Origin of the sequence: Sulfitobacter geojensis (assembly GCF_000622325.1) — a bacterium.
In the GTDB taxonomy this organism is placed as follows: Bacteria; Pseudomonadota; Alphaproteobacteria; order Rhodobacterales; family Rhodobacteraceae; genus Sulfitobacter; species Sulfitobacter geojensis.
In genome coordinates this window covers 15,155-29,076 of the sequence record NZ_JASE01000002.1, presented here as the reverse complement: position 1 = coordinate 29,076, position 13,922 = coordinate 15,155, and the positions used below count along the sequence as shown (strand labels likewise).

At 53.0% G+C, this 13,922-nt stretch carries 12 protein-coding genes; 4 read left to right on the top strand and 8 right to left on the bottom strand.

What is annotated here, in order from left to right; translation table 11 throughout:
* Position 1: 1 nt before the first annotated feature.
* Genes Z947_RS0100455 through Z947_RS0100440 form a run of 4 tightly spaced genes read right to left on the bottom strand, consistent with a single transcriptional unit; the run spans position 2 to position 4,334 of the window.
* Positions 2–1,618 (bottom strand): AMP-binding protein, encoded by a 1,617-nt coding sequence (locus tag Z947_RS0100455; RefSeq protein ID WP_162171847.1) that lies wholly within the window; start codon positions 1,616–1,618, stop codon positions 2–4.
* Positions 1,593–2,783 (bottom strand): CaiB/BaiF CoA transferase family protein, encoded by a 1,191-nt coding sequence (locus tag Z947_RS0100450; protein WP_025042355.1) that lies wholly within the window; start codon positions 2,781–2,783, stop codon positions 1,593–1,595. The genes Z947_RS0100455 and Z947_RS0100450 overlap by 26 nt, the downstream gene beginning before the upstream one ends.
* On the bottom strand, positions 2,783–3,565 hold the full coding sequence (locus Z947_RS0100445) for an enoyl-CoA hydratase/isomerase family protein (protein ID WP_025042354.1): 783 nt from the start codon (positions 3,563–3,565) through the stop codon (positions 2,783–2,785). The genes Z947_RS0100450 and Z947_RS0100445 overlap by 1 nt, the downstream gene beginning before the upstream one ends.
* Position 3,566: 1 nt before the next feature.
* On the bottom strand, positions 3,567–4,334 hold the full coding sequence (locus Z947_RS0100440; RefSeq protein ID WP_025042353.1) for a hypothetical protein: 768 nt from the start codon (positions 4,332–4,334) through the stop codon (positions 3,567–3,569).
* A 476-nt stretch (positions 4,335–4,810) separates the two neighbouring features.
* Here Z947_RS0100440 and dctP point away from each other — a divergent pair, with 476 nt between their 5' ends.
* The 4 genes from dctP (at position 4,811) to Z947_RS0100420 (ending at position 9,151) form a co-directional block, all read left to right on the top strand.
* Positions 4,811–5,863: a TRAP transporter substrate-binding protein DctP gene (gene dctP / locus Z947_RS0100435; RefSeq protein ID WP_025042352.1), complete on the top strand. Its 1,053-nt coding sequence runs from the start codon at positions 4,811–4,813 to the stop codon at positions 5,861–5,863.
* Between the two features lie 150 nt (positions 5,864–6,013).
* Positions 6,014–6,598 (top strand): TRAP transporter small permease subunit, encoded by a 585-nt coding sequence (locus tag Z947_RS0100430; protein WP_025042351.1) that lies wholly within the window; start codon positions 6,014–6,016, stop codon positions 6,596–6,598.
* Positions 6,599–6,600: 2 nt separating this feature from the next.
* A complete protein-coding gene (locus tag Z947_RS0100425) occupies positions 6,601–7,920 on the top strand; it encodes a TRAP transporter large permease (RefSeq protein ID WP_025042350.1) in 1,320 nt (439 codons plus the stop codon).
* Between the two features lie 97 nt (positions 7,921–8,017).
* Entirely contained in the window at positions 8,018–9,151 is a 1,134-nt protein-coding gene (locus Z947_RS0100420) for an acyl-CoA dehydrogenase family protein (protein ID WP_025042349.1), read from the top strand.
* Positions 9,152–9,227: 76 nt separating this feature from the next.
* Here the strand turns inward: Z947_RS0100420 and Z947_RS0100415 are convergent, their stop codons facing one another.
* From Z947_RS0100415 to Z947_RS0100400, 4 genes are all read right to left on the bottom strand, one after another.
* Positions 9,228–10,679, bottom strand: coding sequence for a tripartite tricarboxylate transporter permease (locus Z947_RS0100415; RefSeq protein WP_052880569.1), 1,452 nt, complete (start codon positions 10,677–10,679; stop codon positions 9,228–9,230).
* Between the two features lie 50 nt (positions 10,680–10,729).
* Positions 10,730–11,227 (bottom strand): tripartite tricarboxylate transporter TctB family protein, encoded by a 498-nt coding sequence (locus Z947_RS0100410; protein WP_081781073.1) that lies wholly within the window; start codon positions 11,225–11,227, stop codon positions 10,730–10,732.
* A 17-nt stretch (positions 11,228–11,244) separates the two neighbouring features.
* Positions 11,245–12,174, bottom strand: coding sequence for a Bug family tripartite tricarboxylate transporter substrate binding protein (locus Z947_RS0100405; RefSeq protein WP_025042346.1), 930 nt, complete (start codon positions 12,172–12,174; stop codon positions 11,245–11,247).
* 237 nt (positions 12,175–12,411) lie between these two features.
* Positions 12,412–13,827, bottom strand: a complete 1,416-nt coding sequence (locus Z947_RS0100400; protein ID WP_037938464.1) for an aminotransferase-like domain-containing protein — start codon at positions 13,825–13,827, stop codon at positions 12,412–12,414.
* Between the last annotated feature and the right edge of the window lie 95 nt (positions 13,828–13,922).

The window sequence follows — 13,922 nt, the reverse complement described above, 5'->3', positions numbered from 1 at the left end:
ATTAGGCAGGGCGGTTCATCTGTGCGATAAATGTTGCGCGGAGCACCAGTTTATTCAGCTTCCCACTTTCGGTACGAGGCAGGTCGGGTTTGAACATGATCTCTTTGGGACATTTGACCGGGCTAAGGTGGTGACGACAGAAATCAAGAATCTCCCTTGCAAGGGCTTCACTGTAAAACGCGGATTCGCAGGGCTGGATCGTGGCGACAACGCGGGCACCCAGATCGGTATCGGGAATGCCGAATACCGCAACATCAGTGACCTTGGGATGCAGTAGCATCGCGTTCTCAACCTCGCGCGGATAGATGTTGACACCGCCAGAGATAATTAAATCGGTTTTTCGATCTTTCAAATACAGGTATCCGTCGGCGTCCAACATGCCGATATCCCCCAATGTCGACCAGCCTTGCGAATTATAGCATGCTTTTGTCTTGACGGGATCGTTCAGGTATTCGAAAGTCGGCCCGCCTTCAAAATAAATGGTGCCTTCGCTACCGGTAGGAAGTTCGTTCCCATTCTCGTCACAGATATGGACGATACCGGCCTTGGCGCGGCCAACAGATTCGGGCCGCGTTTGCCATTCCGCCGCGGTGATCGAAACATGACCGTTGCCCTCGGAACCCGCATAATATTCGCGGATAATCGGACCCCACCAATCGATCATCGCATTCTTAACTGTTTTGGGGCAGGGCGCTGCGGAATGCAGAACGCAACGCTGGCTGGAGAGATCATAGCCCGTCCGGATTTCGGCGGGTAGGTTCAACATCCGGACAAAATGTGTGGGGACCCATTGGCTGTGAGTGATGCAGTAGTTTTCTATCGCAGCCAGCGCGTCTTCGGGCGTAAACTTTGGCATGATGACAACCGTTCCTCCGGCCCGTAAGGTCCTGAAAGAATACACCCACGGTGCCGCATGATATAGAGGCGCAGGCGACAAGAAACGTGTGTTCCGGTCGATTTGATACAGCTGACTTATATTCTGATAGATTGCGGAAACCTGTCCAAAAGGCCCGATCGGCGGCGGCTTAAGGATGCCCTTCGGCGAGCCAGTCGTCCCGGAAGAATAGAGCATTTCGACGCCCTCGGTTTGATAGGGTGGTGGTGTCGCAGGCAAGGTAGGAAGCAAGAAGTCCAGCGCAATGAATTGGCCGCCGGTATCGTCCAAGGCAAAAACGGTTTGTGGTAGGTGCAGCCGTTCCAACGTGTCGAAAAACCGTGGTGAGGTCACCATAAACAAGGCTTGGCTATCTGTCAGAATATAGTCGATCTCTGTCGCAGATAGGTGCGTAGCGATGGCCGTGACGCGCAAGCCTACACGCAGCGCCCCCCATGCCAGTGCCAGAAACTCGATCCGGTTTTCCATCAGGATAGCAAGCACATCGCCAGTTTGTGCACCACCATTTTTAAGCGCATTGGCGAAGCGGTTCGAAGTGGCCTCGAACTCGCCATATGTCATGGTTGCGCTCCTATCCGACAGCGCGACGGCAAGTTTTTCGGGATTTTGTGCGGCCATCAGGCCTGGGTGTAGTATCTTATTCACCTGTTGTCGCGCTTCCTGCAGGGATCGGTTGTTCCTCACGATAGTATTATTGTTATTGGAAGGCTCCGGATGCGGCAAGGGCGTCGATCTCGGCTGGCTGGAACCCAAGGTCAACCAAAATGTCGCGCGAATGTTGGCCTAATGTAGGGGCCATTGAGCGTGGGCTTTCTTGGGTGAAGGAAGGCATTCCCGGAATGTTGGGAATGGGCCACGGGGTGTCGTCACCTGTCTGGTTGATCCAGGAAATCGCTTGTACGGCCTTGGTCTGCGGATGCTCGACAAAGGTGGGATAGTCCATCACCGCTTGATTTTGCAGGCCGGCTTCGGACAGAATAGCGGTCCAGTGCAACACGGGCTTGGTCAGCAGGGTTTCTTGCACCAATTCCATCAGAACTGCCATATTTTTTCGACGGTCCGCGTTCGAATTAAAGCGTGAATCACTTGCCCATTCGGGATGCCCGATAAGGCGACAGAAGGCTTCGAATTCGGAACCGCGGATAATGATAATCTGGATCCAGCCGTCGCTGGCTTTGAATGTACCGGAAGGAGGCGATGTCGGTCTGAACGGCCCCTCACGGTAACCGTTCATTACGCGTACGGCTTGCAGCGCCGCTGCGCTTTCCAGCAGGCTGATGTCGATCTTGCGCCCATTTTCATGCCCTCGGATCCGTTGAGAGAAAAGGGACGTGCTGATCGCCTGATATGCATACATCCCTGCGGCCATATCGTAAAAAATCGAGGTCGAACGCTGCGGCTTATCGGCATCGCAACGGTTGTCGGACATATAGCCGGTAAAGGCCTGCAGAATCTGGTCGGTGCCCGGTGCTTCGCGCATCGGTCCGTTCTGGCCAAAGCCCGAGATCGAGACATAAATTAGCCGCGGGTTAATTTCGCTTAGGCGTTCATATGAACACCCCAAACGGTCTGCAACACCTGGTCGGAACCCTTCGATAAAGACATCCGCATTTTGAACCATCCGGACAAGGACCGCATCGGCATCAGCATTTTTCATATCCATGATGATGCTGCGTTTACCCATGTTGGCAGCAATCGAATAGGCGGTGTGATCCCCATATTGATGGCCAAGGATACGTGACCAGTCACCGGTCTTGCCTGGTTCAATCTTGATGACATCGGCACCGTACTGGGCCATCAGCATCGCGCTATAGGGGCCTGCCACACCTTGGGACATATCCACCACGCGAAGTCCCTCATAGGGGAGCATATCAATATCCTGGGACATCAGCTGGCTCCGATCTTGGAAAAGTCAGGCTGGCGCTTTTCTTTAAAGGCAGCGATCGCTTCCAGATTGGCCGGCGTGCCCCGTAGCCTGTCGAATGCCGTGACTTCGCGCGTGCGGGCTGCCTCGATATCGGCCAGTTTGGGCGTTTGCAACAAGCGCTTGGTTTCGATCAGGCTGGGGATGGGCATCGCTGCAAACTGCGCCGCTATTTCAAGCGCGTTCTCCAGCAATGCCTCAGCCGGAGCCTTTTGCCAGGCCAGGCCGATTTTGACCGCACGATCCGCATCGACCCAGTCAGCTGAATAGAGAATTTGTGCTGCTTCCTGCCAACCAATTCTCTGGGGCAGTAGATAGGAACTTGCTGCTTCGGCGGTGACACCGAGAGACACGAAAGGTGCGCGCAGCCGGGCATCTTCCGAGATCAACACAAGGTCGCAATGCAATAAGATGGTTAGACCGATCCCGATGCCAATGCCATTAACTGCTGCGATTAGGGGTTTTTGAAAAGTTGATACCTTGTCAATGAAGGGCGCAAAGCCATGAGTTCTATTATCAGTGTGTTTGGGCTTGTTGCCCATTTCAGTTAGATCCTGACCTGCACTGAAAGCGCGCCCTCTGCCGGTCAAAACCACGGCGGCGATCGTGTTGTCGGCTTCGGCATCCGTCAACGCCGATGTGACCGCATCATATAGAGCGTCATTGAAGGAATTAAGTGCGTCCGGCCGGTTTAGCTCCAGCAAGCGGACACGCCCGAAGGTGCTGGTTTCGATGAGATCTGTCATATCAATCGACCCTTTCTACTTTGTCGGGTTGTCCCGACCAGTGCCAAGCGCGCGTGCGACGGGACAAGCCTAACATTGTGCCCTTTAGCGTGGTGGGATGTAAAAAGATCAGATCGGCATTTTTCTGGCCTTCGGGTCGCTGGGGCGTGTGCTCGGCACCCGTGCTGGCGGCTCGAGCCTCGATTTCGGGCAGTTTTCCGGTTTCCGCATAACACATGTAAGTGGACTGGCCGAACTTGGAAAAAAACCGTTGCATCGTAGTGCCGTCGCCCGTGGGTGTAATGATCTCGAAACGGCTTAGCTTGTTTGCCTCGAACAGGGTCAACCAGCCCTTGTACTGGAACCTACTGTTTACGTAAGAAACAAAATTTGCGCTATCGAGGCCGAAAATATCCGCTAAGTGATTGGTCACGGCATCGCTGTCCTCTACTAGATAAGAGACCTCATACAGGTGATCGACATCGCCTACAGGCGGCAGGTTTTCTTCGCGGCTGATGACCAGATGCATGCCGAAACCACCGGTTTGCCGATCTGACAAGTAGATGCAGTCATGCTCAAGGACGGGTTCGATGCATTTGTCTTTCAGGCGCTGTAAGAGCGCGTCAAACTGGTGTGTCGAGACACCGCCGGAATAAAGATGCGCGCCACGTGCGGCCACGGCATCTGCAACCGGACCAGGCCCGTCTGGTTGCAGCAGATCGACGAAACCGGTGCCCAGTCGTAGTTGTGTTCGCTGGGCACCGAGGCAGGCGATCCGGCCTTCGCCCACAATTTTTGCACCCAGTAGGGAAACCCATGGTTTCGGGTCACGATGGGGACCGGCCAGTTGTACTCTATTGATCCTAGTTAGCAATTCACTATTGCCTCCGTCGCGTCTGCTTCTCCAATCCGATTTCACGGCGGATATGCAAGACGGTTTCTACTTGTCGCATCCCGGCTGAACACTCGGGGTTTTGACTTTGTCTTGGGCCGTTGGGCCGCGAGAAAGCCTAGCAAAAGGATACGGTGGAACGGCGATATTGCAACGCAAGGAATGTCGGCCGACCTCTGGTATTGGGTAATCCTATCGGGGGTATTGAGCTTTGCCCTCTACCTTGATGCAAGCGCTCTCATGTTACTCTGTCTTATCGTTCGATGGAATTGGAGCGCTTGGTGCGATGTAGCGGCTGTCAGAGCATGCCATACTGACAAACATCAACAGACGCATGTCCATCACAAGTGGCGAATAACTTGGGAGGGTTTAAGATGAAGAAAAACGACAATGTTAAAATTGCTTCGATGACACGGCGCAGTGCGCTAGCGGCTGGTACTGGCATGCTGGCAACGCCGGCACTGGTCGGAAGGGCAATGGGGCAAGAGACGGTAAACTGGCGGGTGCAATCGCACTGGACGCAGTCATCGCGGTCATTTGAAGACAGCCTTGGCAAAGTTGCCAGTTTGCTCGCAGAACGTACCGACGGTCGCTTTACTTTGGAACTGTTCGGGTCGGGGGAGCTCGCCAGCGGCGCCGAGATCTTCGAACTGACCAAACGTGGTGTGGTCGAAATGTCTTCGTTCTCGACAGGTTATGTGCCTGGTGATGTTCCCACGGGTCTCATCGCTGCGGGAATTCCGGGCATTTTCCAGGCCGAATGGGAATACCAGCATTTCGTCAAGAATATCGGATTTGAAGACCTTCTGAACGAAGATCTGGCCCAGCACGGACTGGTTTGCCGTGCCGAGAAGATCTATTCAACTGAACTGGTTTTGGCGCGGGAAGTGACATCTGTCGATGATTTCCGCAGTCTGAAAGTTCGCTCGTCCGGCGGCTTTTTAGAATACCTTTCCGCGGCGGGTGCGTCAGCACAAAATATTCCAGGGCCGGAGCTTTATCAAAGTGTCGCCACTGGAGTTGTCGACGGTGCCCATTGGGGCGCGGCACAGGGTGCCGCTGCGTTGGGCCTCTACGAGGTAGCCAAATTCCACATGGCTCCGCCGTTGGGTCTGGCAATGGACATTTACATGATGCGCCAAGACAAGGTTGACCAACTGCCCGATGATTTGCGTGACGTATTGTTCAACATCCTGGAGGAGCGTTTTTGGGAGCGCACGGTTGAAAACAAGCTCAACGAGATCGTTGCGCGGGAAAACGCGATTTCGACCCTTGGCGTTCAAGTTTCAACTTTCCCCGATGACGTCATGGCCGAATTTCGGCGTGCCTCGCAAGATATCGTCAAGGCCCAGTCGGCCAAAGGCGAAACTGCTGTCCGCGCTGTAGAGATCCTACAGGGTTTCCTGGCACAGTTGGGGCGCGGCTAGCTGCTGATCGGCCTACGCCCTGACAAAAGGTAGGCGGCGCAAGGTGAAAGAGGCGGGCTAGACTAACCAGTTTGCCTCTATTTTTTGCGTCAACCCCACTCCAGAAACATTGCTGGTGGGGCACTTTCCTGAATGCATTGAGAGGCTCTCATGAAACTCCTCCACAACTTTGCAAAGACTGTGACTGTGACGAACGTATGGATCGGGCGGTTTGCAAGCTTTGCAGTCCTGATCTTGTTTGCGCTACTATTTGGCGACGTTATCGCGCGGTACGTGCAACAGCGGCCTATAGCTTGGTCGGGTGATGTGTCTAGCTTGCTTTTCGGGGTTTACGCCATCGTGGGCGGTGGGCATTTGCTGGCTTATGGCGGACATGTGAATGTGGACCTCTTCTATGCAAGGTTTTCGCCCAAGCGGCGTGCTTTAGTCGATGCGGTTACATCCAGCCTCTTCTTCCTTTTTATAGGCGTCTTGCTGATCGAAAGCTATGAAGTTGCGGTGCACAGCGTGGCGCGTTGGGAGGTCAGTTATGATACAGCCTTTCGAGCTTGGGTTTGGCCTTCCAAGGTCATGATCTTCGTATCTGCCCTTATGTTATTTCTTCAAGGTCTGGTCAAATTTGCTGCCGATATTTTGACGCTTTTTGACGTCGAATACAGCATCGATGATTTCGGTCCGAGGCCGCAAGAAGCAGACCAAACAGAAAATGCATACAACACATTAGTGGAAAATTGATCGTGCCAATTGAACTCGCAACGCTCTTCTTTTTCGGAACGCTTTTCATTCTGATCATGCTCGGAACGCCGCTTGCGTTCGTTCTGGGCGGACTTTCAGTCATTTTTCTGTACTTCGAGATGGGCGAGGTTTCGTTCTATCTTATCGCGTCAAAGATGTGGGAACTGATGGAGTCCAGCGCGCTAGTCGCGGTTCCGCTCTATGTTTTCATGGCTCTGTTGCTTGAACGCAGCGGTGTTGCGAATGATCTGTTTCGCATGATGCACCTTTGGTGGGGTGGCGTGCGGGGCGGATTGGCCATCGGGACATTGGCGATTTGCACTATCTTTGCCGCCATGTCGGGAATCTCGGGTGCAGCCGTTGTGACGATGGGAACAATTGCACTGCCGCAGATGCTCAATCGCGGCTATGATAAACGTTTGGCTCTGGGAGCAATCAACGCAGGCGGTGGCTGGGGCATTCTAATCCCACCATCAATCCTGATGGTGCTTTATGCTTTGATTGCTGAGGTGTCAGTGGGCAAGATGTTCGCTGCGGGCGTCGGGCCGGGCTTGCTGTTGTTTGTGTTGGTGTCGGGCTATGTTATCATCCGTTGCTGGATCCAGCCGGACCTCGGACCAGCGCTCCCGGTCGAAGAACGCGCATCGTGGAGCGAGAAGTTCGGCTCCCTGAAGGCTGTCTTCCTGCCAGTTTTCATCATCTTTATAGTGCTGGGTTCAATCTTTGGAGGCTTTGCCACTGTGACCGAGGCTGCGGCAGTTGGCGTCTTCGGAGCGTTGGCGGCCAGCGCTATAAATCAACAATTAAACTTCAAGATTGTCTCGGCTGCGGCTTTACGTACGCTCAGACTGACCGCCATGATTATGTGGATCGTGTTTGCCGCGCACGCTTATTCCACGGCCTATACTGCAATGGGGGCGGAACAGTTCATTTCCAACCTAACAAGCGAGATACCCGGTGGCAAGTGGGGTGCGTTGCTCTTCATGATGGTGGTTCTTTTGGTTCTAGGATGTGTACTCGATGCTGTGGGTATCATGCTAATTACCTTGCCTGTGTTCCTACCGTTGATGGAACTGCACGGCTTCAATCCAATCTGGTTCGGAATTCTGTTTGTGATCATGATGGAAATTGGGTACATGACGCCGCCTTTCGGCTTTAATCTGTTTTATCTCAAATCTGTCGCCCCCAAAGAAGTGACGATGAAAGATATTTACTGGTCTGTTGTTCCTTACACCCTGATCGAGCTGATCGGATTGTTGATCATCGTCTTGGTTCCGGGCATCGCCTTGTGGCTTCCAGAGCTCATCTTTACCACAAAATAGCGGTGCACCCACATACACACATCACGAGCATGGTGTTTCAGGTCGATGCAATTGACCCGACACGCCGTAAAAATTTGGAGTAAACGGGGACATCCTTATGAACAGAAGAATCTTTACGGAAGAGCATAACATCTTTCGAGATCAGGTCAGGCGTTTCGTCGAAAAAGAAGTCCTTCCTTATCACGAACAGTGGGAAAGGGACGGGATGGTGAGCCGAGACTTGTGGCGCAAAGCCGGTGAAGCCGGTCTATTGTGCTGCACCGTACCCGAGGAATACGGCGGCCCCGGCGGTGAGTTTTTGCATTCGGTCATCGTGCTGGAAGAATTGTCGAGAGTCGGCGCGACAGGGCCGGGATTTCCGGTTCATTCAGATATGACAGCGCCGTATATTCAGGCCTATGGTTCAGAAGAGCAAAAGCAAAAATGGCTGCCGAAACTGGTTGCAGGAGAACTGATTGCTGCCATTGCAATGACGGAACCAAATGCCGGTTCCGACTTACAGAACATTCGAACACGAGCGGTTTGTGATGGCGACGATTATGTGATTAACGGGCAGAAGGTTTTCATTTCAAACGGACAGTTGGCCGATCTGGTGGTTGTCGCTTGCAAGACCAACCCCGAGGAAAAGGCAAAGGGCGTCAGCTTGATCGTGGTCGAAACAGACCGTGTTGGCTTTCGCAAGGGTCGCAAGTTGGAAAAGATCGGACTGAAGGCGCAGGACACCTCAGAACTATTCTTTGAAGATGTGCGTGTTCCGGCATCCAACCTTTTGGGGGAAGAAGGTCAGGGCTTTTCTATGATGATGACTAAGCTTGCACAGGAACGTCTAGTGGTGGCGCTGCGTGCAGCGCGGGCGATGGAAACCGCGCTTGAGAATACCATCGAATACACGAAGGAACGTCAAGCTTTTGGGAAACAAGTATTCGATTTTCAAAACTCGCGGTTCGTCTTGGCGGATATGAAGACCAAAGTGCTGGCGAACCGTGCCTTTGTTGATCAATGCACCGAAACCTTCCTGAATAATGAGTTGGACGATGTCACGGCAGCAGCGGTCAAACTACATTCCACCGAAACCCTGGGTCAGGTGGTGGATGCTTGCCTGCAACTTCACGGTGGCTGGGGTTATATTTGGGAATACCCCATCGCGCGGGCCTGGGCCGACGCGCGGATCACGCGCATACTGGGCGGTACCAGCGAAATCATGAAACACATTATCGGTCGTTCTCTTTAACTCCCGCGACTGATGAAGGAAGGGCTGCGCTTGGCCAACGGGCGCAGCCCTTTCTAATACAGAAGCGGTAAGGGTTTTATTGCTTTTGATCTCCGCGCGAATTGCGCCCTTCGAGCAACCAACGTGTCAGGAACGATACGACCAGAAGTGTTAGTGCACCAACAAATAGAATTGTAGCGAGTAAGCTATGGTTGAAGAATGCCATAAAGTCGCCGTGCTTCAGCAACAAACCGCGACGGAAACTGGTTTCAAGTTGCGGGCCCAGCACCAGGCCGATCACAAGCGGCGATAGCGGAAAGTTGAACCGCCGCAACAAGAAACCAAGCAAGCCAAAGATTGTCGCCACGAATACATCGAACGGATTACCCCGTACCGAAGCGGTGCCAATCAACGAGAGTGAAACGACACCCGCGATGAAGAATCGTTCCTTAACCCGCAGTAGTATGCCGAACAAGCGCACGACGGGGAACGCCAGCAACAACATTACAATGTTGATCACGATCAGTGCCGCGAAGATGCCCATCACCAGATCTTGGTGATCTGTCATCAGGCGCACGCCTGGTGTGATGCCGTGGACAACAAATGACCCCAGCAGGATCGCCGTTACAACATCGCCGGGTACCCCCAGGGCGAGAGTGGGGATCAATGCCGCACCGGTCACTGCATTGTTGGACGATTCAGCAGCAATAATCCCGTCCGGTTCGCCCTTGCCAAAATTCTTACGGGTAGGTGCCACGTTCTTGGCCACCGCGTAACTCATAAACGCCGCCGGAGCTGCACCAGTGCCTGGCAAGAAACCCACAACTGACCCCAGAACAGAGCTGCGCAACAACCCACCAATGCGCCCGCGCCATTCGCGCAATTTTGGCAGTTTGATCCTCGCTGACCGTACGAAAGCGATAGCATTTTTGTTGTTGGACGCGCGCTCCAGAACTTCTGATAATGCAAACAATCCGACTACAACCGCGATTAGGTTTAGGCCGGCTTCGAGCGCGGTAATGCCGAAGTCAAATCGGGGAGTTCCGGTGATCGGATCGACTCCCACAAAAGAGATCGAAATGCCGATCAAGCCAGCGGCCATCCCTTTGACAATGGAATCGCCGGAAACTGCCGCGATCGAAGTCAGCGCCATCAGGATTAGTGCGAAGACTTCGATAGATCCAAAGCGTACGGAGAACGCAGCCAGTTGTGGTGCTGCTAGAATGAGGATCGCACAACTGATCAGACCGCCAGCCACAGAGGACATCGCGCTCCACCCCAGGGCCATGCCTGCCTCGCCTTTTTCCGTCATTGGATAGCCGTCAAACAGGGTTGCCGCGGATTGTGGCGTTCCAGGAGTGTTAATGAGAATGGCCGAAATCGATCCACCGTAAATTGATCCGCAATAAACACCTAGCAGCAGGAAAATCGCTGAGTTGGCTTCCATGCCGAAAGTAAGCGGCAGGCAGATTGAAATACCGACAACCGACCCCAGACCAGGTAGCCCACCAATCACAATGCCGACGAAGGTGCCAAGAACAATGGCCATCAAAGATCCCAGCGTTGCGTATTGGGCGATGAGTTGAAAAATCTCGGACACTAAAGAAGCCCCCCAGAGATAATACTGGGCAATCGGATCAAAAGCACATGGTGGAAGAAGAACCAGAATCCCACGCCGGCAATAAAAACCGTCAAGAGGATATAGAGCCAGCGGCGCTCGCCCAAGAAAAAGACAACTGCTGCCACCAACGGGGTGACACAAAGCACAAAGCCGGTATAGGGCATCGCTGCCGTGACAGCGATCATGCCCATCATAAGCCAATAGGTTCCGGCTCGGATTTCGGTTTTAGGGGAACTTGCCAGAAGTGCTTTTCGGATTTCGTTGATAGTGTCAATTAGCAGGAAAATTGCCAACGCCGACAACACAATGCGTGGCAGGACCATCGCATTCGGATCACTTGTTGCAAAACCGATTTTATACTGATCCGAATAAGTACTGAAATACAATGCTATGGTGCAGACAAAAACCGCGCCACTAAAAGCGGCGCGATTAAGCTCTATAAGGTATCTTTTCGTTTGCATGGAGTTCAGCATCATTTTCCCGTGCGAGGCTCTTACTCGATCAAGCCGGCGCTGCGAAGAACCCTTTCATTGGCCTCTAACGCGGCTCGGACAAAGGTTTCAAAGTCTTCTGAGCCAAGAAAGCTGGTAGTCGTGCTGAGGTTCGTCATTTTTTCAACGAAGTTGGCCGACGCAACTGCCGTTTCACAAGCGTCTTCGAATTCCTTGATACGTTCTGGCGGGGTTCCTGCCGGCGCAAACAGACCGTGCCAGACTGAGAAGTTCAACGGATGGCCCAGTTCGGCCATGGTTGGCACATCGGGAAAAGTTGCTTGGCGCTCCGACGCAAAGATACCCAGAGGCTTCACATCGAATGCTTTCACAACTGACGGAAGATCAGCATAGATTTCGACTTCACCGCCAGCCATTCCCCGCATTCCGTCCGCCGTTCCCTGATAAGGAATGTGCAGGCCAGTAATCCCCAGAGAAGTGCTTAGCGCAGCCATAGCAACATGAGGAGTGGATGCGGCACCAGCCGAACCATAGACAATTTCTTGCTGCTTGGTGATGTCCTCGAACGAAGTAATTGGGCCGTTTTTCTGGACCATCAATACTGCGGGATCATTTACTGTTCGGCAAATGTACTCCCAGCTATCGGCCCCATAGGTGCCGGGGCGTAGCAACGGCTGGATCGAGGCTGGGCCGATCGGGAGATAGGCGATTGTGAAACCATCAGGCGCGGCGTCGGCAGCGGCCTGCGCGCCCACTGATCCGCTGGCACCGGTTACATTGCGGATGACGACAGAGGCCCCCAATGCCGCGCTGAAGTCTTGTTCAAAGACTCGGGCCACCGAATCCGTTCCTCCTCCGGCCCCGAATGGGACGATCATTTCGATTGTTTGGCTCACGGCGCTCGAAGACATCGCGCCCAGCGACGCAATGGTTGCAATCGCTATTTTGGTCAGCTTGTTTTTCGTTTGCATCTATTCCTCCCTTGGAAGCATGTCATTTGTGATCTGACAACAGCACAATCTACACTATCGGGTGCCCGGCTTGTAAGGGTGCCGATCCATTGTTGAAGACCAGTAACTGTTTGCATTGGATTGCAGCAGAGAACCATAGTGCGGTTTGTACTGATAGTGGCAGAAACGTCGTAGAATAGTAAGTACAGATAGACCTATGTTCCTATCATTGCACGGTGGTCTGGCAAAAACGAAGCGCTAAAACGATTGCTCCTTTAGCAGGGCTCCTAACTGTTCCAACCGCTTCTTGTTCGCGTCATCCGTTGGAAACGACAGATTTAAGCCGATGAAATTCTTATAGGATTGCGTGACAGAAAACAACGGACCAGGTGGAATGGATATTCCAGCTGACACCGCAAGGAAGGCTGCCTTGAGCGCATCAAAATCCGGTGACACGCGGATCCAGGACATGAAGCCACCGGACGGCTGCGAGATCATGCAGCCCGCTGGCGCGACGTTTCTCAGGATACCCACAGAAGTTTGCATTCTTTTGGCGAGCGCTTCTCTGAGGGCGCGCAGATGCCGGTCAAAGCTGCGCCGACTGAAAAAGTCCAGCAATGCAGCTTCGACTGCGACATTAACATTGGCAGTTTCGTCGAGGAAATACTGCTCTGCAATCTGGTCCTTGTACCGTCTGTTGATGATCCAGCCCAAGCCATATTGGGGGCCCAGAGTTTCAGCGAAACTACCAATTTGGAGCACGATGTCGTGCACATCATATCGTTTCAAGCTCGATTCTAGCGCGATGCCGTACGTCAGTTCGCCGAATATGTCATATTCAATTATTGGCACCTTTTTTGACGCACACAGATTGACGATGCTTTTCTGAATCTCGTCAGGACAGGTAATTCCGGTCGGAAAATGATTGGTTGGTATGGTGAGTAGGGTAGAGACATCATTATTATCCAACAAATGCTTCAATTGATTGGGGTCCATCCCGTTCTTCGGATGAGAATAGATTTCGATCACATTCAACCTGCGGCGGCGCAAGGCACCGAAAAAAGGGAAATAACTAGGAGATTCGACGATAACAGTGCCGCCAGACCCCGCCGCAGTATCCAAGCACAGGTTTAGCGCAGCCTGTGCACTGCTTGTCACCATAATTTCGCTAGGTCGAACGAATTGGCCCCGGCGAATGGCCATCCTCGATATGATCTCGCGCAGCTCCAAACTGCCTACGACGGAGCCAATTGCGGAGGGATGTCTTTTTAAGTCTCGCAATCGGCGCATCATGTGCGACATCATTTCTTCGCGTGGAATGAGGTCATCGCTGATGTGCATATGGCCAAATGTATCCAGTTGCGCTTCATGCCAAAGGCGCTGCAATGAATATAGTTGACGCAGTTGGGTTTCTGATCGCTCTTGCTGAGGTTCGGGTTCTAGCTGGAAGGTGTCTGAATTGGGTGGATTGTTGTCGACATAATACCCGGACCGAGGTCGCGCCAAGATCACGCCCTCGCTTTCCAATATTGCATAGGCATTCTGAATCGTGACCGTGCTAAAGCCCGTTTGGTGACTCATTTCCCGAACCGAAGGTAGCCGTTCACCCGGCTTGAGAATGCCGGATGCAATCAGTTTGTTAACTTTGTGCACAACCTGTTCGTATCGGTACATTTGGCCTCCGCATCTGTACTTATATAAGATATCAGACTCTGTACCTATATACACAGAGGGCCCCATGTTCCAGTACAGAAAATGTCTGAAGAGGG